Genomic DNA, 25,756 nt, shown 5'->3' with positions numbered 1-25,756 from the left:
ATCATCAAGACCCTACACCTCTAGGGATGCTATAACTTAAATATGCTTTTGATAGAAACAAGAAACAAGTTACAGAGGTGACCTTTTGACACAAGTAAAAAAGAAAAAATATTTGTATGAAGTCGACCTGATGCGTGTACTTTTTATCGCAGGGGTGTTGTTGAATCATACGACCACAGCTTTTAAGAACAATGTCGGCAGTGGTTCTGGCAGTGAGTTGTTCTTAGAGGCGACTCATTTGGCACTTCACTTTACGAGAATGGGTTTTATGTTTATGACCGGACTCGTTTTAGTTCTCAATTATTACAATAAAGAACAACATTGGTTCAAATTTTGGAAGAAACGTTATATCAGTGTGGGAATTCCTTATATTGGTTGGAATGCTATTCTGATGTGGTTTGCAACGATCACCGCTGGGATTGCGATAAATTGGCCTAATTACTTCAAAAACTTATTTGATGCAATTATTCATGGTAATAAATACTACATGTACTATATCTTGGTCACTTTCCAATTGTATTTGATTTTTCCATTATTGGTCTACATGTTCAAGAAACTGAAAAATCATCACGTGACCATTTTAGTAGCTAGTGCCATCATCCAATTACTGCTAGTCATTGGTATCAAGTACTGGTTGCCTGGAGTTGACCGTGACAGTTGGTGGTACTTATTTAGAGCTTATGGCATGAATATTTTGGTTTACCAATTTTATTTCATCGCTGGAGCGTTCGTGGCAATTCACTATGATGAAGTCGACCGTTTTATCGAAAAAAATCATCGGGTGATTGGTTGGTCCACCTTGGTATTAGCGCTAGGAACAGTTGCCTTATTCTTTGGTAACTTAAAGATTTTGAAGTTAAGTATGGGTGCAACAGAATCCATTCATCAGCCCTTTATCTTCATTTACGATACTTTTATGATCGCTTTCGTATTTTGGATCGGTAGACAGTATGCCAAGGCACGCGAAAAGAATTTCCCACATTGGCTCGATAAAATTGTTAAAAATATGTCGACGGTTTCCTTTGGAATCTATCTGACCCAAACGATTCCTATAACGCTGTTATACGGTATCTTGAGTGTAATCAAATTACCATCAATCGTGACATTACTATTATTGCCAGTGGGCTACGCCTTTGTTTTAGGCGGTGCATTCTTAATTTCCTGGTTCTGTTACAAAGTTCCCCCATTTGGTGTCTTGATTGGACGTCCACAGTGGCATCTCAGTAAGGCTAAAAAAGAAGTCGAAGGAGTAAAAGAAAATGTCAAAAATAACAAATCAATTAAACAAGCAATTAGAGAATAATATGTCTGAAAAAATTATTAAAGATGAAAAAATGAATCGTTGGTTTACTGGATATGAGATAGCTGACGATGTCAGAATTTTACGAGAGGAATTCTTAGATCTTCACATTGGAATGGGCGATGTCGTCTTGGTTTGCTTACCAAATACGGCGGCTTATCCAGTAATTGCTCAAGCTCTTTGGGAAGTTGGTGCCGTCATGCATCCCATCGCAGCAACTACCCCTGAACTAGAGTTAAAACAAGCATTGAGTGAACATGATTATGTGGCTTCGATTGTTGGCGAGGAGTTGATCAACGCTGCACTTGATGACAGATTAGCCATTGTAACGGCGTTACATTTGCAAACTTTTTCTCTCTTACACATTATCCGTGACCGCAAATTGATGGGACATGATGCTGGCGTAGCTGAAGATAAAGATTTGGCTTTGATCATGAATACCTCTGGAACAACTGGTAAACCTAAGCGAGTGGGTCTTTCACATGAAATACTCTTTAATGGTGTTGAACATGATATTGAAAGTCATAAGATGACACCACAAGATACGACTATGGTGGTTATGCCAATGTTTCATATCAATGCCCAAGCCGTTTCAATTTTGGCAACGAGATTGTCTGGAGGCAAGTTAGTTATTGCAGAAAAATTCAGTGCGTCTAAGTTTTGGAATCAGGTGAGAGATAATCAAGTAACTTGGGTCTCCGTAGTCCCTACGATCGTCAACATCTTACTGATCAATCAAAAGGCTAATGCTAGTTACGATGACGATATTAGATTACGATTCGTCAGATGCTCGTCATTTGCTTTACCGTTGGATAAATTGACCGCCTTTCAAACGAGGTTCCACACAACAATCTTGGAAGGATACGGGATGACAGAAACGGCTAGTCAATGTACGATCAATCCTTTCGATGCGCCTAAAGTAGGTTCAGCCGGCAAGGCTTATAAAACCGAAGTTCAAATTATGAATGATGGAGTGATTGAGACTGAATCTAACAAAATTGGTGAAATCGTAGTTCGTGGTGACCATGTTATTAAAGATTATCTCGATCCGCACCCAGAATCATTTGAAGATGGCTGGTTTTTAACCGGTGATCTAGGTTATCTGGATGAGGATGGGTATCTCTTTGTCAAAGGGCGTAAAAAAGACATCATCAATCGTGGTGGTGAAAAAGTTGCTCCTGCACAAGTGGAGAACGCTTTGAGTCAGTTGAGTTTCGTCAAAGAAGTTTCTGTTATTGGTACACCTGATTCGATTTATGGTGAAGCGGTCACGGCAGTGATTATTACTAATGGGAAGCAGAATGAAGAGCTAGTTCGTGAAAAAATATTAGCTCATGCTAAAGAGACTTTAGCTAAATATGAACAACCAACGCGAGTCTTTTTTGTACAAGATTATCCTCGCAATGCAACGGGTAAGGTTATTCGCTTAAAATTACGTGAACAAGTTATGTCAAATCTAGTTGGGAGAGCTGTATGAGAAAAAAACGTAAAAAATTACTGATTGGGATTGTCTTATTATTCTGGGCTATCATTGCCTTCTATGGATTCAAACAGACTGATGCAGGAGCTGCCAGTTCAGACCTACAAACAGTGACGATTGGTTATCAGAAGGGTGATCCTTTCGATATTGCCAAAGAACGCGGCGAATTTGCTAAGAAGATGAAGGCTAAAGGCTACAAGATCGTCTGGAAGGAATTCCAAGATGGTAATTCATTAATGCAAGCCCTAAAGGCCGGAAGTATCAATTATGCTAGAACTGGTGATACACCGCCAGTATCGGCTCTTTCAACTGGAACTAAATTGACTTTCGTCGCTGCAGGATATTCTAAGGCTAAAGGTTCAGGAATTTTGGTCAAGAAGACTTCCAGCATTTCCTCCATTAAAGATTTGAAAGGAAAGAAGGTAGCTTATACTAAAGGAACCAGTTCCCAATATATGTTGTTAGCAGCTTTGAAGAAGGCCGGTTTAAAGGCTAGTGATATTACTTGGGTCAATATGGACCAATCAAGTGCCAGTGTCGCTTTTTCAAAAGGTAAAGTAGACGCTTGGGCAACTTGGGACCCATACACGTCACAAGCTGAAATTACCCAAAACGCTAAATTGTTAACGAATGGTGTTGGTATCACCAATAACCGTGATTACATCTTGGCAATGCAAAGTTATGCTAAGTCTAATACTGAGGTTTCAAAATATCTGATCAAGTATCTTGAAGAAGATATGAAGTGGGCTAACGAGAATCACAGTGAACTTATCACAATGATGAGTAAGTCATTGAACGTTTCTAAAGCCGTGGTTAAGAAGATGGTCGACCGCAGAACTTACGGAATTAGTGCTATGAACAGCACGTATGCCAAAGAAGAGCAGAAGATTGCGGATCTGTTCTATGAAGAAAACTTGATTGAAAATAAAGTTACCGTGAGTGACTCAGGCGATTATAAGAATCAATAAAATTTCAAAAAACTCCAATCGAATAAATTCCGATTGGAGTTTTTTGTCGTTCATTTTCAATTGTTATTTTGTACTTAAGAAACAATCTTGGAAAGGTTCGTTTGAATAAACAGTCAGAGTGCTTATTAATTCATACGCTTATCCATAATCGAACGGAGAGCCTTTTCCCGCAAGGAAACAGCATCTACATCGTTTTGTCGTTCATAACCATGGATCAGTACTTCGCAGACATACAATTGCGATAATTGCCCAGCTAATGAGCCTCCGTCTAAAAATTCTTCAATTGAAGTTCGTAACGTTATATCGCTGATTTGAGCAATTGAGGAGAGGTTGTTATTGGTGATAGAAATGACTTTTGCGCCACTTTTTTTGGCAACTGTTAAAGAATCATAAGTGTCCTTAGTTTCACCGGATAAGGAGATACCAATAACTAGGTCATCTTTGGTCATCATCGCGGCCATTTGTGACTGGAAGTGGGGATCAGTTTCAGCTTGAACGATTAAACCGATTCGCAATAGCATTTTTGAAAAATCTTTACCAATTTCACCACTGTGACCGACGCCGAAAATATACATCTTTCGACAATTGGAAATTAGAGAAATTGCTGAATTGAGATCTTCAGGATTGATCAACGCGACCGTGTCCTTAATGGTAGTGATTAGGTGATCGGCAATGTCATCATAGTAGTCGTGACTGGAATCGACATTATTAGCTTCCAATTCATTTTTAGCAAGATCGATTTTTAAGTCGTTGAATCCCGAATAGCCTAATTTTTTTGAAAAACGGACGATTGTAGCATCTCCCACTGCAATGTCTTTTTTTATTGTCTCCATCGTGCCATAAATAACCGATTTTTTATTATTGAGGATATATTGAGCAATTCGCTTTTCAGATTTGGTCAGAGTTTCATATTTACTTTTGATAAGATCATCGATATTCATGCTTAAACCTTCTCCAATTATTTTGTCTTTATAATTATACAATTTCAGGCTCTAATTTAGAAATCGAAAAAGAAAGGGTTTACAAACAAGCTGGGATGTTTTATATTGCTTATGGAGAATTAAATCCAAAGATTTATATTTTGGAGGGAAATTGGAGAATGAATAAAGATAAGTTTATTAAACAAATTAAGGGTGGATTAATCGTATCTTGCCAAGCTTTGCCAGGAGAACCGCTTTATACAAAAGCTGGCGGAGTAATGCCCTTGTTAGCTTTGGCAGCTAAACAAGCTGGAGCAGTCGGGATACGTGCCAATTCAGTTCGTGATATCAAAGAGATTCAAGCAGTTGTAGATTTGCCGATCATTGGCATTATCAAGAAAAGTTATCCGCCAGAGAAACCTTTCATTACAGCTACGATGAAAGAAATTGATGAATTACATGAAACTGGCGTAGAGGTGATTGCTTTTGATTGCACCTTGAGACCTAGACATGATGGCAAAACCGTTGCTGAATTCATCAAAGAGATTAAAGCTAAATATCCTGATCAGTTGTTGATGGCAGATACTTCAACATTTGAGGAGGGTCAAAATGCTTATGCAGCAGGAGTGGATTTTGTCGGCACTACTTTAAGCGGATATACCGAAGAGAGTGTGGAAAAAGATGGCCCAGATATTGATTTGATTCAAGCTTATATCGATGCCGGTATGCCCGTTATCGCTGAAGGTAAAATTCACACGCCACAACAAGCCAAACAGATTCAAGATATGGGTGCAACAGGGATCGTAGTTGGTGGTGCGATTACTCGTCCTTTGGAAATTGCTCAACGTTTCATCAAAGCCCTTCAATAAAATAAGGAGTTGATAGATATGTTTAAGAAGTTCTCACAACTGGGAAGAGCCTTCATGCTGCCTATTGCTATTTTACCTGCAGCAGGTCTTCTTCTAGGTTTAGGTGGTGCCTTGACAAATGATGCTGCCGTTAAAGCTTATCCTTGGTTAGATGCAGTTTGGCTACAAACAATTTTAAAGGTCATGAGTTTTGCTGGTAATGCAGTATTCTCAAATATTGCTTTGATTTTCGCAGTTGGTTTAGCAGTAGGGTTAGCTAATGGTGATAAAGGAACCGCTGGTTTATCCGGAGCAGTTGCTTTTCTAGTTTATACTGCTACAATTGCAGGTTTGTTGCAGCTATTTTCACCTAAAGGTACTACGGTTGATACAGGTGTCGTCGGTTCAATTGTAATTGGTGGTATGGTTGCATATCTGCACAATCGTTATCGGAAAATTGAATTACCACAATTTTTAGGATTTTTTGGCGGTTCGAGATTTATTCCAATTATTACTTCATTTGCTGCAATTTTTATTGGTGCAATTTTTTATATGATCTGGCCTCCAATTCAAGATCAAATGATTGTCGTTGGACATGCCATTGCTAAAATGGGTAGTATTGGTACCTTCTTATATGGATTCTTATTACGCTTACTAGGTGCAGTCGGGTTGCACCATACAATTTATCCATTATTCTGGTATACATCATTGGGCGGAACAGCTACTGTTGCTGGACACACTGTTGTTGGTGCACAAAATATCTTTTTTGCACAATTAGCTGATCCAAATCATGTTGGACTATTTACTTATGGTACACGCTTCTTTGCTGGTAGATTTGCAACAATGATGTTTGGACTTCCAGCAGCTGCCTTTGCGATGTACCGTTCAATTCCCAAGAAGAATAGAAAGAAGGATGGCGGTCTTTATCTCAGTGGTGGTTTGACTTCATTCTTAACCGGTATTACAGAACCGCTTGAATATACTTTCTTATTTGTTGCTCCTTGGTTGTATGTTATTCATGCCTTTCTAGATGGATTGTCATTTTTCTTTGCTGATATTCTTAATATTAGAATAGGTAACTCGTTCTCTGGTGGGTTCATTGATTACTTATTGTTCGGTGTCCTACAAGGTAAAGATAAAACTAATTGGCCAACGGTTATCTGGTTTGGCTTAATATGGGCCGTAGTTTACTATGTAGTATTTAGATTCTGCATCTCTAAATTTCATGTTGCCATTCCAGGTATGGTAGATGATGACGATAGTTCATCTTCAGAATCAACCGCTGATAAAAATTCCAGTTTACATGAACAATCAAATCAAATTATTGATGCTCTCGGTGGTGCTGAGAATATTCAAAATGTTGAAGCATGTGCAACAAGATTGAGAATTTCTGTAGTTGATAATACTAAAGTCAATAAGCAGGTTTTAAAGAATCTTGGTGCAACAGCTGTTCTTGATGTAAGTGGTGGATTACAAGCCGTTTACGGTGGCAAAGCCGATCTTTACAGTCAAGAAATTAATGGTATTTTAGGTACCGATGAATAGAGGTTAGGCTAATGGGACTATTTGGATTTGGTAAGAAAAAATTAACTGAAACATTATATGCTCCAGTTAAGGGTAAAGTACAAGCATTAGAAAATGTGAGCGATCAAGTCTTTGCTCAAAAAATGATGGGTGAAGGATTCGGGGTTGTACCAGACGATGATAAAATCTATTCGCCGATTGAGGGTACAGTGACTTCAGTTTTTAAAACGAAACATGCTATAGGTTTTAAAACGCCTAATGGATTAGAGATTATGGTCCATATGGGACTCGATACCGTTGATCTAGAAGGTAAACCATTTAAGATTTTAGTTAAAGATGGGGACAAGGTCGGAGTTCATACACCTATTGCAGTTATGGATTTGCAACAAGTTGAGGATTCTGGTAAAGATACTGTCGTTCTAACGATTATAACTAATACAACTGATAAGGTTGAAGGTGTTGAGATCGAAGCCAATGATTCTACGGCTATTAATGATGGATCGGCAATGATGGTCGCCACGGTTAAATAAAAAAACAGCTTCTATTCCGAAAATGCAATGGAATAGAGGCTGTTTTTTGAAATTTATAGTTGAAAGAGAAAAAGGCCTCCAATTTTGGAGGCCTTTTTAAGCTGTTTTAACGGCTACAGGTTCTTCTTCAAGAATCTCACCCAGAACTCGATCAGCTACGATACCGATCTGTCCGGCATTGCGGTTCTTAGGGCAAGTTTCCTCGAACGAATTTGTTGAATTCTTCATAACGACGATGCGGTCGGCCATTCGAGCGGCTTCTTCAACGTCATGGGTAACTAAGATTGTCGTTAGATTTTGTTTCTGACAAATGTCGAGAATCAAGTCTTGCATCTTACGTCTGGTCAAAGCATCTAAAGCTCCAAGGGGTTCATCTAACAGCAATATCTTCGGATGGCTCATTAAAGCTCTTGCTAAAGCGACTCGTTGTTTTTGCCCACCAGATAATTGATTAGGGTAGTGGTCGGCGTAGTCTTCGAGTTCGACTAATTGTAATAATTCTTGGGCATGCGCTTTAGTATTTTTATCCTTTGAACCAAAAGATAAATTGTCTAAAACGGACATCCAGGGAAGTAGTCGATCTTCTTGAAACATTACGCGTATCAAAGATTTAGTTTCTGACTGATTGATAGTGACAGAGCCTTCTGTTGGCTTTTCTAATCCAGCAATCAATCTTAATAAGGTACTCTTGCCGCCACCACTCATTCCAACTAGAGCGATAAATTCGCCTTGGTTGATATCGAGATTGACGTCGTGGAGTGCGGTCAAATTATTGTACATTTTATTAACGTTTTTTATTGAAATCATTGTATTGTTCATTAGGCATTACTCCTTGCTGTATTTTGCCAATCAAGTAAGAGACTTTCAAAACTCTTGGCAATTAAATCTGAAATTTTTCCTAAAATAGCGTAGACGACGATACATAAAACAACTGTTTCCATATCGACAAAGTCTTCTGCGTTATTAGCCATATAACCGATACCAGAACTAGCAGAGATCGTTTCAGCGACGATCAAAGTAGTCCACATAACACCTAGAGCATAACGAACACCAACTAGTATTTGTGGTAGGGCGGCTGGGAAAATAATTTTGAAAAACATTTGCTTTTTAGTTAATTCATAAGATTCACCCATTTCAATTAAATCAGGGTCAACGGATTGGATTCCGTGGAAAGTATTGATATAAACGGGGAACATGGTTCCGATAGCAACCAATGAGATCTTGGCTGATTCATTAATTCCTAACCAGAGAATGATTAAGGGAATAAGGGCTAAATGGGGGATGTTACGAAACATTTGAATGGATGAATCGAAAAGTAGTCGGCTCGTCTTAGACATTCCGTTAATGAAGCCAAGGATAAAGCCAATACCACCACCGATCAAGAGGCCAACTGTGGCTCGATAAAGACTGATGCTCAAGTTTTTTGGTAATTCGCCGGAAGCGGTCAATTTGATTCCATCTTGAATGACGGATAATGGCGATGGCAAAACTGAGCTAGAAAGCCATCCCAAAGAACTACTGACTTGCCAAAATAAAATTACGATGATTGGTATTAAGAATGGTAAAAATTTTTCGACTGGAACGGTAAATTTTCTGCGCTTAGCCGTTGAAATTGAAACTGGTTTCTGCATTGATTAGGCCTCCTTGAGTTGTTGAGTCACTTCTTGAGCTAGAAGTGTTCGTTGAATCTTTCCCGTCGCATTTTTCGGTAACTGAGTACTGAAAATGTACTTGGTTGGGCGTTCAACTGGTAATAATTGCTCATTTGCTAATTCATTCAACAACGCTAATTGGTGGCGATGATCATGGCTGAGTTTCTTTGGAACGATAACGGCGGTGACAGTTTCACCATAGATTAAATCAGGAGTTCCGATTACAGCAATTTCTCTAATGAATTTTAAATCATGGAGACAATCTTCAACTGCCAGTGGATTGACGTTTTCACCACCACGGATGATCATTTCTTTGATACGACCAGCCATATGCAAGTAACCTTGAGAATCAAGTGATCCTAGGTCTCCAGTTAAGAGCCAGCCGTCGTGAAAAGCTTCTGGTTGGGGATCAAGATAATGAGTGATGACTTGTTCACCTTTCAGTGCGATTTCACCGACTTCGTTAGGAGCCAATTCTTGATGATTACTGTCTAAAATTCTGATTTGAATATCTTTGACGATACCAACCGAATTTCGAATTGGATGATTCAAAGGATTTTGAGCAATTTGACTAGCAGCTTCAGTCATGCCATAACTTTCGATTAATGGAATTGAAAATCTTTGGCTAAATTCCTCGTGAATGCTTGGCAACAGAGGGGCTGAAGCAGTTCTGAGAAATCGAAGCTGATTAGATTTTGGTTGTTCTTCTCTTTGTAAAAGAATGGCGACAATTGCTGGAGTCAAGGAAACCCAAGTCACTTTTTCACTACTGACATCTTTCCAAAAGAGGTGGGCGCTGAACTTAGGCCGAAAAAGCAATTGTCCGTGAGAAAGGCGGGTTGCCAAGTTTGAGATAACCATCGCATTGATGTGGAACATTGGCATTAGAATAAAGGTACTGTCTTCATGAGTTAGTTCTTGAGTGTCGATAACGTTAAAGGCACCTGCTAGTAATTGTTGATGAGTTAGGCCCACTCGTTTTGGCTTACCAGTTGTTCCCGAGGTATGCATAATCAAAGCCAACTGCTCGTCGTCAGGAATCTCAGCTAGGTGAGTGATGTGATTGTTACGAAGATAAATTTGAACTTCTGGTTCATGGAGAGTTGTGAGGCGTGGTTGATTATTAAAAAGCTCATTTAAAATATCGAATGGTTTAGTCTCAGCATCTAAAATAATTGCGGAATAATGATATTGATCTTCTAGTTCACTGATTTGAATTTCATTTGTTTGGGGATTGATTGGTTGAACAATTGCGCCAACATCCCAGAGACTTTCGATAACTAAACTATAAGTAACTGAATTTGTTAAGCTGATTAAGACGATATCGTTATGGCCGATACCTTTATTTTCCCAATAATTTTTCCAAACATTTTTTTCTAAGTTAAGTTCATTGCCGGTGTACCAATTTTGATTTGCATCTTGCATCAAAGGACGGTTGACGCCAGCCATTAATTGTTGTTGTAATCTTTCTGTGAGTTCTGACATATTTATTTACCAGAGTTTCATAAACTTTTAGGGGGAGGATAGTTCTTACTAGAAACTCGTTGTCCTTTCGATTGAATAACCATAGTTTACAAGCATCTCTTTTTAGCAACTACTTAGGTTTGATAAGGTTTATCTAAGAATTTCTTATGATTGAACAAAAAATGCCCTCTGATTCTGTATTTAGAGTCAGAGGGTATTGGTTGAAACTATTGAAAAGACAGGCTTTTAATCCGGTATTGATGATCTTAAGAAATTTCGTCAAAGGTGATTCTAAAGATTGAACCTTTTGGCTGATTATCTAAGACAGAAATTGCGCCGTTATTGATTTTGACTAGTTGCGAGACAATTGACAGACCTAAGCCGCTACCTTTGATTTCGGTTGAATGAGACGTATCAACTCGATAGAAACGCTGGAAAATCAAATCCTTTTGGTCATCAGGAATTCCCATACCTTGGTCCTTCACGTCCAAATAAATTTTCTGCTCTTGTTGTTTGAGCGCCAAAACAATCGGACTTTTCTCAGGAGAATATTTGTGGGCATTGTCCAATAGGGCAACGATGATCTGCTTTAAAGTATCGGTATTGCCTAAAATCGAAATATCAGGTTCGATGTCTAGTTGTAATTTTGGTATGGTCTTTTGGTACTGGCTACCGATTTGGTTCACTACTTTGGAAAGGTCAGTCTTTTCTAAGACTAAATCAGCTCGATCAGCGCGAGAAAGGTGCAATAAGTTAGTGATCAAGTCTTGCATTCGCAGGGACTCTTCATCAATGAAGCCAAGGGATTCGGGAATAACATCGGGATGTTTGTCACCATGACGTTTGATCAAAGTGATATTGCCTCGAATTGCGGCAATGGGAGTCTTTAATTCGTGCGAGGCATTGGAAACAAAGTCCTTTTCACGCTGTAAACGCTGATTTTGGGTCTTCAGTAACTCGTTGAAGGCATCGCCCAGTTCCTTAATTTCTTGAGGATTGTCAGGAACTTTTAGAGTAGGCTGGTCGACAGTATCATTGGCTGTACGATGAATTTCATCTACTAATTTAATTGTAGGAGCACTCAGTTTAGCGGCTAATTGTTGAGCCCACCAAGTTCCAAATCCTAGTGTTACAAAGACGATGATAATAATGAAGATCAATAATAAAGCTAAACTATTGATCAGACGACTCAGACTGGTCCAGAGTTGGTATGTTGTATCGCTATCTTTTTTAGTGTAAAAGAGAAATAGACCGTATCCTGGAACGTAGACGATATGTTGTCCGGGCAGGACGATATATTTTCGTTGACTGATAAACCTTTGGGAGGCTGAAGTTGTCATGATTGCTTGGCCAGTGCGATTAGAAGCAGCGGTGATTGAAGATTTCTTGGTTTTCACTCGGATAATAGTATTTTGTTTGGTGTGACGGTTGTTTTGATTATTCCACTGAATGAAACTGGGGATATCATCAATGTTAGCTCGATAGAGACTCATCATTTGTCCGTTGGCTTCATGAACTGTTTGAGAGTACTGTTGGACCCCAACTACCAGCAAAATTAAAGCGCTGATAGACAAGGTAATGATGATGACAAGTCTCCGGATACCTTGATTGATTAAGGCTTGATAAGTTAATGATCTGGGATTATTCATTCGGTCACATCCTCAAGCGAATAGCCAACGCCACGAATAGTTTGGATCAAAGGCTTATTATTTTTGCCGTCAACTTTGTTACGTAAGTATCCAACATAGACATCGACCACATTTTGTTGTCCGAGAAAGTCTTCGCCCCAGACGTTATCAAGCAGTTCATCACGTGTGAAGACTTTGCCAGTGTGTTGTAGGAAAAACAACAGTAAGTCATATTCTCGACGTGTCAATTGGACATTCTCATTATCTCTTGTAACTTGGTGAGACTTGGTATTTAGAATTAAGTCAGCAATTTGATATGTCTGATCAGGTTCAGCCAAATGTTCTGTGCGTCGTTGGATCACACGGACTCGGGCTAATAATTCTTCAATTTCAAACGGCTTAGTGATGTAGTCGTCCGCACCGTTATCCAGGCCAGCCACTTTGTCACCGATGTAGTCGCGGGCGGTCATCACAATGACGGGTACTTGATCGTGCTTTCTAATTCGCCGCAAAACTTCCATACCATCAAGTTTAGGCAACATCCAATCCAATAAAATCAAGAGTAATTCGTTTTGATATTTTTCATAAAGGTCCATCGCCTCAGCCCCATCATTGGCTACGACGACCTCAAAATCCTCAAATTGTAGCTCCTTTTTTACATAGCTGGAAAGGCTACGTTCATCTTCGACAATTAATATTGTATTTTTCATTAACAAATCTCCCAATGATTAATTTTTAATCATTATAATATCAATTCAGTCTTAATTCTAACTAAAATATATTAAATAGTAATAATTACTAATTGTGTTATACTAAAAAGACTAATGAAAAGGGTGAGATTTTGGAAAAAGCACTTAAGATTCTTAAACAGAACAATTACAAGATAACGAAGCAGAGAACTGACTTGATCGATTATCTACAAAAGTTTACTGTGCAGTATGTATCGATTAATGATATTGCAAATTATATGCGGACCCTTTACCCGGGGATGAGCAATAATACGATCTATCGTAACTTGAAAGAGTTCGCTGAAATTGGTTTGGTCGAATATCAAGAAAAGGATAAGACTTTAGTGAAATATCAGTGTGATTTTGATCATCGGCATCATCATCACTTTGTCTGCAAGAATTGTGGCAAAGTAACGGAAATAGAGTCTTGTCCCATCGAGTTTTTTGAAAAGCAATTGCCAGGATATATGATTGAAGGACATACGATTGAGGTGTATGGCCTCTGTCCAGAATGTATTAAGAAGCTAGAGGTTGAAGTATAGGCAAAGTCTGTTGAGGCTCTGCTTATTTTTTTTGCTTTAACTTGTACAGTGTATCGAATCGATATACAATGGGAAATTGTGGAAAGCAGGCGATTACTTGTACGAACTATTTATCTTAGGACAGTTGATGGATAATCCAATGACTGGATATGCCTTACGCAAGGCTTTTAGAAGCATTGCTGGAGCCGATCAGACGATCAGTTTTGGCACTCTATATCCGATCCTTGATAAACTAGCTGAAGCTGGTGAAATCAAATTAAATTATCAAGAATCTTGTGGTGGGCGCCCTCAGAAATTGGCAACTATTACGGTCACTGGCAGACAACATTTTTTTAAAATGGCTACGGAACCAACTCCAATCAATAAGAAAACACAATTTACTTTTTTGATGAAGATCCAATTTTTACATTTGTTAGATCAGAATCAACAAGTTAATGTCCTAACAGATTTTCGTAACTTTTCCATGACCAAGTTACAACAGATTATCGATTCACAAGAAGAATTAGCAGACAATCCACACATGTTGCAAAAAGATATCGAGGATGCGCTGTTGGTCAAACAATTACAAATCAAACATGCCCAAGTTCAAGTAGATTGGGTTAGTAAACTTCTAGAAGAACGAAAAGGGGCGTTAATATATGGAAAGCTTTGCTAAAGATCCTGCAATTCAAAAACACCGTTGGTTAATATTGGTAGCAGTCTGTATGTTTACTTTCATGTCGACTTTGGATGGAAGTATCGTCAACATTGCTTTGCCAGTAATGAGTAAAGATTTAAAGATTCCGATGAATCAAGCCGAATGGGTCGTTTCAATTTACTTGATTGTCATCTGTGCATTGTTGTTGCCATTTGGAAAGCTCGGTGACGCTTATGGAAAGATCAGAATTTTTAAAATTGGTTCAATTTTATTTACTGTCGGTTCACTACTCTGTGGCTTTAATTCAGGATTGATTGTTCTGTTAGCTGCTAGATCATTACAAGCTGTTGGGGCTTCGATGACAATGAGTACTAATAATGGAATTATCACGGAAGTATTTCCCTTTTCTGAACGCGGCCGGGCTTTGGGGATGATTGGATCATTCGTCGCTTTGGGCAGTATTGCTGGTCCTGGTGTCGGTGGTTTGATTTTAGCTCACTTACCTTGGGGCTACATTTTTTGGATGAATGTACCTGTTGGAATTGTGGCAGTTTTGTTAGGAATGAGAGTCTTGCCAAAAGATATTACGTTATCTAAGCAAAAAATCGATAAAATTGGTTCTTTCTTATTTGCATTAGTTATGGTGACACTGTTTGCTGGCGTCTTCTTAGGTCAAGAAATTGGTTTCTTACAGCCAGTGATTTTAATATTGTTCCTAGTAGCTTTAATCAGTTTTATTATCTTCGTTCGGATCGAACTAAGAATCGAACATCCCGTCTTAGATTTACGGATCTTCAAAAATATTGATTTTTCAATTAGTATCTTCTGTGCCTTTTTAATTTTCGTGGCTAATTTCTTCTTCAACGTTATATCACCGTTTTATTTGGAAAATGCTCGTGGTATGGCTGCTAATTACGCCGGCTATGCTTTGATGACTTTTCCTATCGTGCAAGTCGTTGTTGCCCCAGTGGCCGGTGCTATTTCGGATAAAATTGGTCCAGAATTATTGACGTTTATCGGTCTGATCTTGATTTCTATCAGTCAGGTCGGTTATCTGTTTGTCAATTTAACTTCGCCATTATTGATCTTCATGTTTTTCGTGGGCTTAGTTGGCTTAGGAAATGGAATCTTCCAAGCTCCCAACAACTCGATCGTTATGAGTTCAGTCGATGTGAAAGACTTTGGGATTGCTGGCGGGATTAGCGCTTTAGGTCGAGAATTAGGCATGATTGTTGGTATTTCGGCTGCTACGACTGTGTTATTCTCTGCAATGAGCCACGCCGCTGGTCGAACGGTAACTTCATATTTGCCAGCTCAACCGGAGATCTTTATTACTGGAATGCACGTTACTTTCATAGTCTCCTTTGTCATTTGTCTGATAGCTACAGTTATCACAGGTGTCCGCTTGTTTAAAAAATAATCAAAAGCTAAAGGTGACTTTGACTGATAAAAAGGCCCTCCGCTTCTAAAATTTATAGAAGCGGGGGGCCTTTTTGCTACAGCGTTAGTGAGTTAATTTCCAATTTTTGTAACCTAAACTGAAAAAATACATCATGACTTCAAAAGTCGAAATAAAAAAGGTTACCGGCCAATTGGTGATATAAGCCAGATACAGACCTAACCAAACGCCAATCAAAGATAATCCAACGGAGACTAAAATCATCTGTGGAACCGTATGAACGAGATATTTGGCCGTGGCTGCGGGTAGGGTCAACAATACAAAGACCAGTAATGAACCGACAATCTGTGCACCGATACTGACGCTTAAAGCTAGAGTGATTAAGAAGATAATGGAGAGAAAAGTTGAATTTTGGCCAGCTGCCTGTGCTCCAATGTGGTCGAATGAATCAAAAGCCAACGGTTTATAAAAACTTACAAAAGCGATTATTACAAACAAAGCAAGCACTAGTAACTGTTTGACTTCTGGTGTGCTGATACCGACGATACTTCCGAAGAGAATGTTAGTAGCATAGCTACTGGATTGGGCAGAAAGCGATAAAAAGAGAATGCCTAAACCGATAAATAGTGAAGAAATTGCACTGATGGAAGCTTCACGGCGGGAGGCTTCATTACTCAATTTGCCAACCGCAATCGAACTGATCAGCGTAAAAATTATCATGCCTACAAGCGGCGTTAGACCAACCAAGATACCAAAAGCAGCTCCAGCAAAACCGATCTCGGACAAGGTGTGTGACAAAAAGGACATGTTGCGGGCAACGACGAAGACGCCAACTAATCCCGCCGTTATAGCGATAAAAGTGCTGGCAATAAAGGCGTTACGCATAAAATCATAAGCAAACATTTTTTTCCTCCTGCGCAAACATATTTTCAGAGACGTCGGTTAAGGCAATTTCTTTGAGGGTCTTATCTTGAAATAATAAAACTCGATCAGTGTATTCTTTGGTTAATTCGTAATCATGAGTAATTAAGATTACTGTTAGTTGTTCTTTTTGATTTAATTCTCGCACCAGATCCATTAATTGCCTTTTGACAGCAACATCTAAACTAGCAGTCGCTTCATCTAAGATCAAAACGTCAGGTTGAGTTAACAAAGCTTGAGCTAAATAGGCTTTTTGTTTCTCGCCGCCCGATATCAATCCTAAAGGACGATCTTGGATCTGAGAAAGCTGCGTTTTCGTGATGACTTTTTGTAGCAGGGCCTTATTTTGACGACGTTTCTTTAAGTTAAGGGTGAATTTTAAGTTTAAATCGATAAATTGTTTAATACTCAAGGGATAATCGTTATCTATATTGCGAAACTGAGGAACATAGCCGATCTTTCGTTGATTGATAGTAATAAGACCAGTAGTCTGAGACTCTATACCTAACAATATTTTAATCAAGGTTGTTTTACCAGAGCCATTAGTACCAATCAAACTGACAAATTCCCCTTGTTTGATAGTAAAGTTTATCTTTTTGAAAACTAATTGTTGGCCGAATTTTTTGGTTAAATTATTGACTTCAATCATTATTTGGACTCACTTTTTAGGATTTTGTTTAAGGCTTGATATTGACTCAACATCCATGACTGGTAATTTTTGCCCTGGGGTAAAGTTTCAGTGACTTTTAAGATTGGCAACTGTTGTTTTTGCACACGTTTGACCATATTCTCCACGATATTGCTATCAGCTTGAGTATTGAGGACAAATAGAGCAATTTGTTTGTCAGTAATTTCCTTTTGCATATCTTTGATTACCGCTGGGGAAGGGTCAGTACCATTTTCAATTGCGGCTTCGAATTTTTGATTTGTGACCTTTAAACCAATGGCAGCTAAAGAATAATCAAAGACTGGTTCGCTGACATAGACATTTTTATTAGGTAACTTTTGAGCAGCTTTTTTTAATTGGATTAGTTCATTTTGAACAGGTTCAAGCGTAGTTAAGTACTTTTGGGCATTCTTTTCAAAATACGCTTTGTCCTGAGGATATTTCTGGCTCAGTTTTTTGGTTAAGTAATTAGTGTAGCGGATCATAGTTTGCGGGTCGTACCAGATGTGCGGATTATCGCCGATCTTTTTGTGCATAATTTTTTCGCCAATTTTGATGTATTGACCATTCGTATTGAGTTTATCCATCCAAGCGTCATAACCGAGGCCGTTAGCGATAACAAAGTCGGCCTTAGTGACAATTTTTGCCACGTTAGTCGTTGGTTCGTAATCGTGGGGGTCAACGGAGGGACTATTAATAATGGAAGTGACAGACCCTTTGTTACCAATGATTGTCTTAGCAGCATCGGCGTAAAAGTCAGTCGTAGTCACAATTTTTATTTTATCGGGGTTTGTCGAAGCAGTTTTGTTAGAACAAGCCGCCAGAATTAAAATGAAAGCTAAAAAAGTAAAAATGATTCCGAAAAATTTTTGGTTATGATATTTCATGCTTTTCTCCTTAATGATAAAAAATACTATTTAACCTTACATTAATCCTTTTTAGATGTAAATAGTAATTTTTACTATCTAGTTGACGACAAAAAAATAGCTAGACCCACAAAGGCCTAGCTTATTGGTGTTTATTGATGTAATCAGTTAATTCTAAAATATGTTGTTTAATGTCATCTCGGACACTACGATACGCCTGCATGATCTCGTCATCATTGCCATTAGTTAAGGTAGGATCAGCGATAGGCCAGTGCAACCAGCGAGCTCCTTGAGGGATGATATTTTTGTCTCGAGCCTCGCCGCTTAAAGTAACGATCACCGTGGCATGTTTCAAGAATAAGTCATCGATCTTTTTAGATTGCTGCTGTGAAATATCGATCTTGTCTTCGGCCATTACTTGCACAGCTTTGGGATCAATAGCTTCAGCCCGTACGCCAGCGCTTTGAACTTCCCAATCGGGCAAGTATTTTTTAGTATACCCCAAGGCCATCTGACCACGACAGGAGTTGCCGCTACAGAGGAAATAGATACTTTTAGTCATTGTTAATACCTAATTTAATCTGACATTCTGGACACAAACCATAGACTTCCATATGATTGCCGGAAATCATGTAGCCAGAAATCTCAGCTGTTTTTTGCTCGAGGTTTTTTTCAGTATCGCTAAAGCCAGGATAAGTGACGTCAACGATCCGACCGCAGTTAGTACAAATGGCATGATAGTGGGGTGAACCAAAGTAATCGTAGTGAGTACTACCATCACCATTTTGCAGTTCAACCACGAGATGATGGTCAACAAAAGTATTCAACGTATTGTAGATCGTAGATGACCCGATATTTGGTAATTCTTTACTGAGGGCATCACGGATTGTTTCGACCGTGGGATGATTATGATGACTAACCATATAAGCCAAGATAATATGTCTTTGCGGAGTGACTCTTAATTTATGATCTTTTAAAACTTGCAGAGTTTCCTCCATTACTGCGTTACTAGCCATGAGCAATCTTCCTTTCTACCTAAGAATCATTACAAGTTAATTATAATACGGAGTCTGTGATAATTCCAAGTAATCTATCCTTTTTGTTGAAACAGTTAATTGTTTACTTTTAAAGAAACATGCGTTAGTATGAACTCGTTAGTAAGTGAGAACCATTCCAATGTAAGATAAAGCTAAGGAGTGACAAAATATGGCTAAAGAAAAGAAACAACGAAGCTTAGCTGAAAAAATCAACGTTATGCGGGCCAGCGTCATGGGTGCCAATGATGGGATTGTTTCAGTTGCCGGGATCGTAATCGGTGTTGCCAGTGCACAGAGTAATAGTCGAGCCATTTTTCTATCAGGAATTGCAGGTATGCTAGCTGGAACTATTTCAATGGCGATGGGTGAATGGGTCTCGGTTAGTACTCAACGTGATAGTGAAAAACGAGCTCTAGAGAAAGAATCTTCGGCGTTAGATGGTCATTATGAAGAAGAGTTCAGCTTTATTCGTGACAAGTATCAAGCAACCGGGATTTCCAATGAGTTAGCCACACAAGCTACTCAAGAAATGTTGAGCGATGATCCTTTGGACGTAGCAGTCCGTGAAAGATATGGTTTTAATCCGAAAGAAAAGACTAGTGCGATTGCGGCTGCTTTGGCATCAATGATTTCATTTCCTACCGGTTCGATCTTGCCACTAGTTTCAATTACAATGTTTCCCCAAGATATTAAGATGGTTGCGACCGTTATCGCTGTCATCATTGCCTTGTCGATTACAGGATATACAGCAGCAGCTTTAGGTGGAGCCAATCGTTTCAAAGCGGTTATTAGAAATGTGGTTTCAGGATTATTAACAATGTTTGTAACTTATGCGATCGGTTCGCTGTTTGCGCATTAATAGGGAGTGAAGATAATGAAACAAGTGACAATTTCTAAACCAAGAAAACAAAAAAAGACCATGGCAGAACGTTCTAATACCTTGCGAGCAGGTGTCTTAGGCTCAAATGATGGTATCTTGACAGTCGTCGGCGTACTTTTCTCAGTGGCGGTTGCGACAACCAATCAATTTACGATCTTTATTGCCGGTTTGTCAGATTTGTTAGCATGTGCTTTTTCAATGGCTTCAGGAGAATATGCTTCCGTTAGCTCTCAAAAGGATACCGAAAGAGCTGCAATTGAAAAAGAACGTGACCTAATCAAGACCGATTATGAAAGTGAACTAGCTGTGGTAGCTAATTACTATGTAGAACGTGGCGTTACCAAAGATACAGCTACAAAGATTGCTGAAGAATTGATGAAAAAAGATGCCCTAGGGACAGTCGTTCGAGTTAAGTATGATTTGCAACTAGGCCACTATATGAATCCTTGGGATGCCGCCTTTTCTTCACTAGTTTCAGCCGCTTCCGGTGGAATTTTCCCATTAGTCGCAATGACCTTTTTACCAGTGTCAATTCAATGGCCCGGTACAATTTTAGCTGTGACTTTGTCCGTGGCCTTAACTGGCTTCTTAAGTGCAAAGTTAGGTGATGGTTTGGTCAAAACTGCTATGATCAGAAATATTATCGTTGGTCTAATCACAATGGCAATTCACTATTCAGTCGGATTGATGCTTTAATTATTCGTTTTGTAAAATAAGTTTGACTAAGAATTACAATTTCTTCGCAAAAAATCCCAGGAATCAATCATCTGTGATGGTTAATTCACTGGGATATTTATTATGTGAAAATTGGGTAAAGATATTTTCCAAAACTTATTTTGTCTTTAACATCAAATCAAGAGATTTTTGTAATTCCGCTAATTGAGCTGAATCTTTACAGTCAGTATTTTGGCGGATATTTTGAGCAATGACCAACTTCATCGCCTTATCAACGCTAGATTTAACAGCGGATAATTGCATTAAAATATCATCACAGGGTTTATCTTCGTCCATCATTCTCAAAACAGCGTCGAGCTGTCCACGGGAACGCTTGAGCCGAGTAGTGATTTTTTTTCTCGCCGCCACATTTTCTTCGGGTGTTTGAGCCATAATAACCTCCCAAATTAATTTCTTATTTAAAGTATACCCGCACGGGTACCGGTAAGCAAATATTTGCTTTTTTAAAAGGATAAATGCTAGTAAAACAAAATATTTGCGTGAATTTACCCTAGGGGGTATATTGTATATGCAAAGTTAATGAGAAGGAGAATTGAATAATGGCTAATATTACTGAGCTAACAGACAAGACGTATAACGATGAAACTAGTACAGGACTAGTTATTACTGATTTTAATGCAGATTGGTGTCCTCCATGTAAAATGATGAACCCAATCTTGGAGAAGTTATCTTCTAAGGATGAGTTAGGGGACAAGATCAAGTTTACTTCAATGAATGTTGATCACAATCCAGAGACACCAAACAATTTTGGTATCCAAGGTATTCCAACTTTCATCATCAAGAAGGATGGCAACGTGGTTGGCCGTTTGGTTGGTTATCAACCTGAAGAGAAGTTTAAGATGGCACTTGAAAAGTACATGTAGTTTATAAGTTCACTGCCGGCTTCCGTTCGGCTCTGAGGGGTCTGGAACGCCATGGGCATCGCTTTGAACCAATTGAAGTTCGCAATTGTTTCAAAGTCGAGCCTTGTTCTAAGTGTGCTTCGCCCACTAAGAACAATTTCATGGCTGAGACCCCTCAGAGCTCTCACTACAGCCTAGGTTGTTAAAACATGTTTGGATAACCCTCAAGTGAACAAGTTCAAGAGCTAAGGCAAGTTCAAAGGCTAAAGATTAAAGTCAAAAATTTAAATCCTTAAAAGATAAAATGAACCGGTGTCTTTAAATGAATTAATATCTTTGATAGAAAGTAAATAATGTATTGAATTGATATAAACATAAGTCAATTCAATACTTTTTTTGTCTTGCTTTTTATCTTTTGCTCTTAAGCATCAAGGTTTTCCAGCTTCCACTCCTACCAAGCAAAATAAGGAACGTAGGATTCCTATACATATCACTAACAAATAAAATATGCAGTAACCCTAGTCAGGAGCGGAAGTTCTGGGGGATATCAGTGGTGAAATTTTACTTAATTGGCGTCTTTTGCCAATTTAGTAAAAGGACGAGCTTGAAGACAAGCGGTCTTCTTGGCTCCAAGTCGGCCCACCACGTTCCATATCCCCCAGAACTGGAGCGGATGACGGCAGTGAACCCAAACAACTGCACTCCCCAAAAATGAAACTAAAATAAAATACATTAAAGTTAAAAATGGTGGTATATTATCAGTGATAAAGTAAGCGGTTACATAGATGGCATATCTAATAGGGGTGAGTGTAAATGAGTAAAACGTTTGGTCAAAAATTGGTTACTTTTTTGCAGGGTGAAATTATTACGATCGACTTTGGTCGTCCCGTGAAATTTTATCCTGATACATGTCCAACATTGTCGGCAATCGGTCGCTGGTATGCATCAGATGACAAATCAAAATACTTCTTAGTTTACGAAATCGACCATGCTGAATTTCCCGATCGAATCATCAACGATGAACTTGACGATCAACATTTGACTGGCTATGAGATCGTTCATAGTTTCGTTACATATCCTTGATTTCTAGTAAAAGATCACTTCAAGTGGTCTTTTTTTTGTAAAGAAAATATACACAAACTTTGCAGATTCTAAACATTAAACATACTTTATTTATACATTTTTTCCTTAACATTTATGGTATTGAATGGAGGAAATTAGTATGAAACATAGCAATATAGGGAAAGTTTTATTATTAATGGGGATCTTACTGATGGGAGTCGTTTTTACTGGTTGTAGCAAAAAAACTTCGGCTTCGTCAGTCAAACACATAACTTATTGGCACGTTAATGCACAAACTCAAGGTGGTGCCACTGTTGACGATTTAGTTAAAAAGTTTAATTCAACACATAAGAATATTAAAGTTACTGCTAAGTATAATCCTGATATGTATAAGGGATTAATGCAAAACTTACAATCAGCTCAAGCCTCTGGGAAGGTTCCTGATGTTGTTCAAGTTGGCTGGGCTTATGATAACTATTTTGCAAGTAATTTTAAATATATGACGCCAACGGACGCAGCGAAAAAATTCGATGGTAACAATAAATTTATCGAGACAAACTTTGTTAAAAGAACGCTAGATTTTGCTAAGGATAGTAAAGGTAATTTGGTCGGATTGCCATATTCATTGAGTACACCGGTATTATTCTTAAACAAAGATATTTTGAGTAAATATAATATCTCTGAAGATTCACTAACTACTTGGGAAGGTGTTAAAAAAGCCTCAAAGAAGATTCATGATCAATCTGGAAAATACGGACTTTATATTCAAGAACCTGGTGATACTTGGGCTCAACAAGCACTTATGTTAAGTAATGGAGCGAAGATTCAAAAGAGTGGTAAAGCCGCATTTGGCAGTACAGATGGTATTAATGCATATAAATATTATCAAGAAATGGTCAATGATAAATTAGCCCTTCATACACCATGGGCTCAAGGAATGGATTCATTCGTGAAAGGCGATGTAGCAATGGCTTTTACGACTATTGCCCAAGCTTCTCACATTAAAAAGAGTGCTAGTTTCAATGCTATAGCAATAGTTGCACCACATTTCAAAGGTCATCAAACAGTTGTACCTGTCGGCGGATCAATGCTCGCTATTACTGCTCAAGATTCTGAACAACAAAAAGCAGCTTGGCAATTTGAAAAGTGGATGTACAAAGCTGAATCGGCGGTAGCTTGGAGTAAGGGAACTGGTTATTTGCCATCTACGAAAGTGGCCTTAAATTCAAGTGAATTCAAAGATTATGTTAAAGCAAATCCAATGATGGACCCAGCGGTTAAGACTTTAGATAAAGCAATTCCTTGGACATCATTCCCTAAGAAAGGTCTACAAGCTGAACAATCAATGATCGATGCCCGGGATAAGATTTTGTCAGGCAGTGATGTAGCATCAACTCTAAAAACAGCTCAGGACAAGATAAATGCACAACAGAAGTAAAAAAATATTACCATTTCTTTATTTATTGCCAACGGCAATTTTATTGACGGTATTTATGATAGTGCCGATTCTTTACACTTTCTATCTAAGCTTTTTTGATTGGAACCTAATTGCACCGACAAAAGAGTTTGTTGGTTTTAGAAACTACATTGAAGTGTTCACAGATCCTGTAAATCAAAAGGTGATTGGCAATACCTTGATCTATATTGTCTTTTTGGTAATTATGAATTTTGTGTTTCCTTATTTCATCTCGCTGGTAGTGAAATTCTTTATCAAAAAAATGCAAGGGACATATAAAGTATTGTTCTTCATTCCTAGTTTATTCTCATTAGTTGTTGGAGCAATGGCTTTTACTTGGATCTTGAATCCAGTCTCAGGACCAGTTGGATACATTCTGCGAAACTTTGGTATTAATTTTCCAAACTGGACTAATTCGGGAATTATGGCCATTACAGTGATCTGCATTATTACTAATTGGAAAGTTTTTGGATATAATTTCATCCTGCTTTTGACTGGTTTGGGTTCAATTCCGAAGAATATTATCGACGCTGCCACGGTGGATAATATCCCCAAGTGGAAACTGATTTGGAATGTGATATTACCGATGAACCGTGGAATTGGGATTTATGTTTTGATTTTAACTATTGTTCAAGGGCTGCAGTATGTTTTTACGCCGATTAATGTAATTACGACTGGTGGTCCTTACTACGGATCTTCCAATATGATCTATCAGACATACTTGAATGCCTTCGTTTTATACAAAACTGGAACTTCTTCGGCCTTAGCAATAGTTACCTTTATAATCTTTTTAATTCTATTGTTCATTGAAATTCGGTTTGTGGAAGGGAGGACTAAGCAATATGTTTAGGAAAAAAATCAACTTGTGGCACTTGCTGCTCCTTTTGATAGTCGTCTCTTCGTTATTGCCAATCCTGTTTATGATTTCGAATTCGTTTAAAACGTTACGTGATTCATATAGTACGATGCTGAATCTGATACCGTTGCATCCAACTTTGGAAAATTACGCCTTATTGAACAAACAGATTAATTTGTTGGGACTAACAGGTAATACTTTTTTGATGGCTTCAATCGTAACCATTGGAAAATTAGCAACTGGATTATTGACGGCCTATGCCTTTAGAAATTATGAATTTAAAGGAAAAATGTGGATCTACTTAGTCTTTGTAGCAACAATTTTTGTGCCTTTTACGATTGTTATGATTCCAAATTATTTAGTGATTTCAAAATTAAACCTGATGAATAATGTTTTGGGTGTCGCTTTGCCACAATTATGTGATGCGACCGGGATCATGATTTTCTTGAAGACAATGGAGAAGATACCAAGAAGCTTGATTGATGCGGCCCGTGTGGATAATATACCTAACCGGAAAATCTTTTTGAATATCATTATCCCAATTTTGAAGCCAAGTATCGTTAGTGTTGGAGCCATCTTTTTCATCAACTCGTGGAATGAGTATGTTTGGCCAACGTTGATCTTAAAAGACAAGACCAGCTTCACGTTACCATTGGCATTACAAAATTATATTTCAAGTGAAGGTGGGACCAATTTTCCACTGGCAATGGCTCTATCGACGATCATGGTGATTCTTCCTTTGATCATCTACCTTGTATTTCAAAAATATATTCTAAACAGTATTAGTAACAGCGGTTTAAAGTAGGAGAAATTC

The 25,756-nt window shown here is 38.4% G+C and carries 28 protein-coding genes; 16 read left to right on the top strand and 12 right to left on the bottom strand.

Annotated elements, in window-relative coordinates:
• The first annotated feature begins 85 nt into the window (after window positions 1-85).
• From ACYT32_RS04405 to ACYT32_RS04395, 3 genes are read left to right on the top strand one after another with little or no spacing between them, the layout of a single operon-like run.
• Window positions 86-1,303, top strand: a complete 1,218-nt coding sequence (locus ACYT32_RS04405) for an acyltransferase (RefSeq protein ID WP_395264503.1) — start codon at window positions 86-88, stop codon at window positions 1,301-1,303.
• Window positions 1,260-2,777 (top strand): AMP-binding protein, encoded by a 1,518-nt coding sequence (locus ACYT32_RS04400; RefSeq protein WP_395264504.1) that lies wholly within the window; start codon window positions 1,260-1,262, stop codon window positions 2,775-2,777. Before ACYT32_RS04405 ends, ACYT32_RS04400 begins: the two co-directional genes overlap by 44 nt.
• Complete coding sequence (locus tag ACYT32_RS04395) at window positions 2,774-3,748, top strand: aliphatic sulfonate ABC transporter substrate-binding protein (RefSeq protein ID WP_395264505.1); 975 nt, start codon at window positions 2,774-2,776, stop codon at window positions 3,746-3,748. The genes ACYT32_RS04400 and ACYT32_RS04395 overlap by 4 nt, the downstream gene beginning before the upstream one ends.
• A gap of 125 nt (window positions 3,749-3,873) precedes the next feature.
• On the opposite strand, the gene ACYT32_RS04390 is transcribed toward ACYT32_RS04395, so the two are convergent.
• On the bottom strand, window positions 3,874-4,689 hold the full coding sequence (locus ACYT32_RS04390) for a MurR/RpiR family transcriptional regulator (protein WP_395264506.1): 816 nt from the start codon (window positions 4,687-4,689) through the stop codon (window positions 3,874-3,876).
• A 158-nt stretch (window positions 4,690-4,847) separates the two neighbouring features.
• On the opposite strand from ACYT32_RS04390, the gene ACYT32_RS04385 reads away from it, so the two are divergent.
• From ACYT32_RS04385 to ACYT32_RS04375, 3 genes are read left to right on the top strand one after another with little or no spacing between them, the layout of a single operon-like run.
• Window positions 4,848-5,537, top strand: a complete 690-nt coding sequence (locus ACYT32_RS04385; protein WP_395264507.1) for an N-acetylmannosamine-6-phosphate 2-epimerase — start codon at window positions 4,848-4,850, stop codon at window positions 5,535-5,537.
• Window positions 5,538-5,555: 18 nt separating this feature from the next.
• Window positions 5,556-7,061: a PTS transporter subunit EIIC gene (locus ACYT32_RS04380; protein ID WP_395264509.1), complete on the top strand. Its 1,506-nt coding sequence runs from the start codon at window positions 5,556-5,558 to the stop codon at window positions 7,059-7,061.
• Window positions 7,062-7,072: 11 nt separating this feature from the next.
• Entirely contained in the window at window positions 7,073-7,570 is a 498-nt protein-coding gene (locus ACYT32_RS04375; protein ID WP_395264510.1) for a PTS sugar transporter subunit IIA, read from the top strand.
• A gap of 96 nt (window positions 7,571-7,666) precedes the next feature.
• Here the strand turns inward: ACYT32_RS04375 and ACYT32_RS04370 are convergent, their stop codons facing one another.
• The 5 genes from ACYT32_RS04370 to ACYT32_RS04350 all read right to left on the bottom strand — a co-directional run bounded on the left by ACYT32_RS04370 (window position 7,667) and on the right by ACYT32_RS04350 (window position 13,024).
• A complete protein-coding gene (locus ACYT32_RS04370; protein ID WP_395264511.1) occupies window positions 7,667-8,389 on the bottom strand; it encodes an ABC transporter ATP-binding protein in 723 nt (240 codons plus the stop codon).
• The gene (locus tag ACYT32_RS04365; RefSeq protein WP_395264512.1) at window positions 8,389-9,201 is read right to left on the bottom strand and encodes an ABC transporter permease subunit; all 813 of its coding nucleotides are present in this window, start codon (window positions 9,199-9,201) and stop codon (window positions 8,389-8,391) included. Before ACYT32_RS04365 ends, ACYT32_RS04370 begins: the two co-directional genes overlap by 1 nt.
• A 3-nt stretch (window positions 9,202-9,204) precedes the next feature.
• A complete protein-coding gene (locus ACYT32_RS04360) occupies window positions 9,205-10,707 on the bottom strand; it encodes an AMP-binding protein (protein WP_395264513.1) in 1,503 nt (500 codons plus the stop codon).
• Between the two features lie 245 nt (window positions 10,708-10,952).
• A complete protein-coding gene (locus ACYT32_RS04355; protein ID WP_395264514.1) occupies window positions 10,953-12,335 on the bottom strand; it encodes a sensor histidine kinase in 1,383 nt (460 codons plus the stop codon).
• A complete protein-coding gene (locus tag ACYT32_RS04350) occupies window positions 12,332-13,024 on the bottom strand; it encodes a response regulator transcription factor (protein WP_395264515.1) in 693 nt (230 codons plus the stop codon). Before ACYT32_RS04350 ends, ACYT32_RS04355 begins: the two co-directional genes overlap by 4 nt.
• A gap of 128 nt (window positions 13,025-13,152) precedes the next feature.
• Here ACYT32_RS04350 and ACYT32_RS04345 point away from each other — a divergent pair, with 128 nt between their 5' ends.
• From ACYT32_RS04345 to ACYT32_RS04335, 3 genes are all read left to right on the top strand, one after another.
• Window positions 13,153-13,584, top strand: a complete 432-nt coding sequence (locus ACYT32_RS04345) for a Fur family transcriptional regulator (protein ID WP_395264764.1) — start codon at window positions 13,153-13,155, stop codon at window positions 13,582-13,584.
• A 97-nt stretch (window positions 13,585-13,681) separates the two neighbouring features.
• The gene (locus tag ACYT32_RS04340; protein ID WP_395264516.1) at window positions 13,682-14,239 is read left to right on the top strand and encodes a PadR family transcriptional regulator; all 558 of its coding nucleotides are present in this window, start codon (window positions 13,682-13,684) and stop codon (window positions 14,237-14,239) included.
• A complete protein-coding gene (locus ACYT32_RS04335; protein ID WP_395264517.1) occupies window positions 14,223-15,641 on the top strand; it encodes an MFS transporter in 1,419 nt (472 codons plus the stop codon). The genes ACYT32_RS04340 and ACYT32_RS04335 overlap by 17 nt, the downstream gene beginning before the upstream one ends.
• Window positions 15,642-15,725: 84 nt before the next feature.
• On the opposite strand, the gene ACYT32_RS04330 is transcribed toward ACYT32_RS04335, so the two are convergent.
• The 5 genes from ACYT32_RS04330 to ACYT32_RS04310 all read right to left on the bottom strand — a co-directional run bounded on the left by ACYT32_RS04330 (window position 15,726) and on the right by ACYT32_RS04310 (window position 19,090).
• Complete coding sequence (locus ACYT32_RS04330) at window positions 15,726-16,523, bottom strand: metal ABC transporter permease (RefSeq protein ID WP_395264518.1); 798 nt, start codon at window positions 16,521-16,523, stop codon at window positions 15,726-15,728.
• Window positions 16,510-17,190: a metal ABC transporter ATP-binding protein gene (locus ACYT32_RS04325; protein WP_395264519.1), complete on the bottom strand. Its 681-nt coding sequence runs from the start codon at window positions 17,188-17,190 to the stop codon at window positions 16,510-16,512. Before ACYT32_RS04325 ends, ACYT32_RS04330 begins: the two co-directional genes overlap by 14 nt.
• The gene (locus ACYT32_RS04320) at window positions 17,190-18,095 is read right to left on the bottom strand and encodes a metal ABC transporter solute-binding protein, Zn/Mn family (RefSeq protein WP_395264520.1); all 906 of its coding nucleotides are present in this window, start codon (window positions 18,093-18,095) and stop codon (window positions 17,190-17,192) included. Before ACYT32_RS04320 ends, ACYT32_RS04325 begins: the two co-directional genes overlap by 1 nt.
• Window positions 18,096-18,216: 121 nt before the next feature.
• Window positions 18,217-18,636: an arsenate reductase ArsC gene (locus ACYT32_RS04315; RefSeq protein WP_395264521.1), complete on the bottom strand. Its 420-nt coding sequence runs from the start codon at window positions 18,634-18,636 to the stop codon at window positions 18,217-18,219.
• Window positions 18,629-19,090 (bottom strand): Fur family transcriptional regulator, encoded by a 462-nt coding sequence (locus tag ACYT32_RS04310; RefSeq protein WP_395264522.1) that lies wholly within the window; start codon window positions 19,088-19,090, stop codon window positions 18,629-18,631. Before ACYT32_RS04310 ends, ACYT32_RS04315 begins: the two co-directional genes overlap by 8 nt.
• A 190-nt stretch (window positions 19,091-19,280) precedes the next feature.
• Between ACYT32_RS04310 and ACYT32_RS04305 the strand changes: the two genes are divergently transcribed.
• Window positions 19,281-19,970, top strand: coding sequence for a VIT1/CCC1 transporter family protein (locus ACYT32_RS04305; RefSeq protein WP_395264524.1), 690 nt, complete (start codon window positions 19,281-19,283; stop codon window positions 19,968-19,970).
• 15 nt (window positions 19,971-19,985) lie between these two features.
• Window positions 19,986-20,687, top strand: coding sequence for a VIT1/CCC1 transporter family protein (locus tag ACYT32_RS04300; protein ID WP_395264525.1), 702 nt, complete (start codon window positions 19,986-19,988; stop codon window positions 20,685-20,687).
• A 135-nt stretch (window positions 20,688-20,822) separates the two neighbouring features.
• On the opposite strand, the gene ACYT32_RS04295 is transcribed toward ACYT32_RS04300, so the two are convergent.
• Window positions 20,823-21,098 (bottom strand): metal-sensing transcriptional repressor, encoded by a 276-nt coding sequence (locus ACYT32_RS04295; protein WP_395264526.1) that lies wholly within the window; start codon window positions 21,096-21,098, stop codon window positions 20,823-20,825.
• Window positions 21,099-21,265: 167 nt separating this feature from the next.
• On the opposite strand from ACYT32_RS04295, the gene ACYT32_RS04290 reads away from it, so the two are divergent.
• The 5 genes from ACYT32_RS04290 to ACYT32_RS04270 all read left to right on the top strand — a co-directional run bounded on the left by ACYT32_RS04290 (window position 21,266) and on the right by ACYT32_RS04270 (window position 25,747).
• Entirely contained in the window at window positions 21,266-21,589 is a 324-nt protein-coding gene (locus ACYT32_RS04290; protein WP_395264527.1) for a thioredoxin family protein, read from the top strand.
• 792 nt (window positions 21,590-22,381) lie between these two features.
• Window positions 22,382-22,651: a hypothetical protein gene (locus tag ACYT32_RS04285; protein ID WP_395264529.1), complete on the top strand. Its 270-nt coding sequence runs from the start codon at window positions 22,382-22,384 to the stop codon at window positions 22,649-22,651.
• Window positions 22,652-22,790: 139 nt separating this feature from the next.
• Window positions 22,791-24,068 (top strand): ABC transporter substrate-binding protein, encoded by a 1,278-nt coding sequence (locus ACYT32_RS04280; RefSeq protein WP_395264530.1) that lies wholly within the window; start codon window positions 22,791-22,793, stop codon window positions 24,066-24,068.
• Window positions 24,052-24,936 carry a carbohydrate ABC transporter permease gene (locus ACYT32_RS04275; protein ID WP_395264531.1) on the top strand — a complete coding sequence of 295 codons (885 nt, stop codon included), beginning with the start codon at window positions 24,052-24,054 and terminating at the stop codon, window positions 24,934-24,936. Before ACYT32_RS04280 ends, ACYT32_RS04275 begins: the two co-directional genes overlap by 17 nt.
• Window positions 24,929-25,747 carry a carbohydrate ABC transporter permease gene (locus ACYT32_RS04270; RefSeq protein ID WP_395264532.1) on the top strand — a complete coding sequence of 273 codons (819 nt, stop codon included), beginning with the start codon at window positions 24,929-24,931 and terminating at the stop codon, window positions 25,745-25,747. The genes ACYT32_RS04275 and ACYT32_RS04270 overlap by 8 nt, the downstream gene beginning before the upstream one ends.
• The last annotated feature ends 9 nt before the right edge of the window (window positions 25,748-25,756 follow it).

The sequence above is a fragment of the Companilactobacillus sp. FL22-3 genome, from assembly GCF_054881455.1.
This window is presented reverse-complemented; position numbering and strand designations above follow the sequence as displayed.

Excerpts from the sequence above, each read along its gene's own strand:
- ACYT32_RS04335 (WP_395264517.1), top strand. The coding sequence starts at position 14,223 with ATGGAAAGCTTTGCTAAAGATCCTGCAATTCAAAAACACCGTTGGTTA.
- ACYT32_RS04375 (WP_395264510.1), top strand. The coding sequence starts at position 7,073 with ATGGGACTATTTGGATTTGGTAAGAAAAAATTAACTGAAACATTATAT.
- ACYT32_RS04350 (WP_395264515.1), bottom strand. The coding sequence starts at position 13,024 with ATGAAAAATACAATATTAATTGTCGAAGATGAACGTAGCCTTTCCAGC.
- ACYT32_RS04400 (WP_395264504.1), top strand. The coding sequence starts at position 1,260 with ATGTCAAAAATAACAAATCAATTAAACAAGCAATTAGAGAATAATATG.
- ACYT32_RS04290 (WP_395264527.1), top strand. The coding sequence starts at position 21,266 with ATGGCTAATATTACTGAGCTAACAGACAAGACGTATAACGATGAAACT.
- ACYT32_RS04295 (WP_395264526.1), bottom strand. The coding sequence starts at position 21,098 with ATGGCTCAAACACCCGAAGAAAATGTGGCGGCGAGAAAAAAAATCACT.
- ACYT32_RS04355 (WP_395264514.1), bottom strand. The coding sequence starts at position 12,335 with ATGAATAATCCCAGATCATTAACTTATCAAGCCTTAATCAATCAAGGT.
- ACYT32_RS04280 (WP_395264530.1), top strand. The coding sequence starts at position 22,791 with ATGAAACATAGCAATATAGGGAAAGTTTTATTATTAATGGGGATCTTA.
- ACYT32_RS04305 (WP_395264524.1), top strand. The coding sequence starts at position 19,281 with ATGGCTAAAGAAAAGAAACAACGAAGCTTAGCTGAAAAAATCAACGTT.
- ACYT32_RS04270 (WP_395264532.1), top strand. The coding sequence starts at position 24,929 with ATGTTTAGGAAAAAAATCAACTTGTGGCACTTGCTGCTCCTTTTGATA.
- ACYT32_RS04330 (WP_395264518.1), bottom strand. The coding sequence starts at position 16,523 with ATGTTTGCTTATGATTTTATGCGTAACGCCTTTATTGCCAGCACTTTT.
- ACYT32_RS04380 (WP_395264509.1), top strand. The coding sequence starts at position 5,556 with ATGTTTAAGAAGTTCTCACAACTGGGAAGAGCCTTCATGCTGCCTATT.
- ACYT32_RS04285 (WP_395264529.1), top strand. The coding sequence starts at position 22,382 with ATGAGTAAAACGTTTGGTCAAAAATTGGTTACTTTTTTGCAGGGTGAA.
- ACYT32_RS04275 (WP_395264531.1), top strand. The coding sequence starts at position 24,052 with ATGCACAACAGAAGTAAAAAAATATTACCATTTCTTTATTTATTGCCA.
- ACYT32_RS04320 (WP_395264520.1), bottom strand. The coding sequence starts at position 18,095 with ATGAAATATCATAACCAAAAATTTTTCGGAATCATTTTTACTTTTTTA.
- ACYT32_RS04395 (WP_395264505.1), top strand. The coding sequence starts at position 2,774 with ATGAGAAAAAAACGTAAAAAATTACTGATTGGGATTGTCTTATTATTC.
- ACYT32_RS04300 (WP_395264525.1), top strand. The coding sequence starts at position 19,986 with ATGAAACAAGTGACAATTTCTAAACCAAGAAAACAAAAAAAGACCATG.
- ACYT32_RS04325 (WP_395264519.1), bottom strand. The coding sequence starts at position 17,190 with ATGATTGAAGTCAATAATTTAACCAAAAAATTCGGCCAACAATTAGTT.
- ACYT32_RS04315 (WP_395264521.1), bottom strand. The coding sequence starts at position 18,636 with ATGACTAAAAGTATCTATTTCCTCTGTAGCGGCAACTCCTGTCGTGGT.
- ACYT32_RS04310 (WP_395264522.1), bottom strand. The coding sequence starts at position 19,090 with ATGGCTAGTAACGCAGTAATGGAGGAAACTCTGCAAGTTTTAAAAGAT.
- ACYT32_RS04385 (WP_395264507.1), top strand. The coding sequence starts at position 4,848 with ATGAATAAAGATAAGTTTATTAAACAAATTAAGGGTGGATTAATCGTA.
- ACYT32_RS04390 (WP_395264506.1), bottom strand. The coding sequence starts at position 4,689 with ATGAATATCGATGATCTTATCAAAAGTAAATATGAAACTCTGACCAAA.
- ACYT32_RS04360 (WP_395264513.1), bottom strand. The coding sequence starts at position 10,707 with ATGTCAGAACTCACAGAAAGATTACAACAACAATTAATGGCTGGCGTC.
- ACYT32_RS04370 (WP_395264511.1), bottom strand. The coding sequence starts at position 8,389 with ATGAACAATACAATGATTTCAATAAAAAACGTTAATAAAATGTACAAT.
- ACYT32_RS04365 (WP_395264512.1), bottom strand. The coding sequence starts at position 9,201 with ATGCAGAAACCAGTTTCAATTTCAACGGCTAAGCGCAGAAAATTTACC.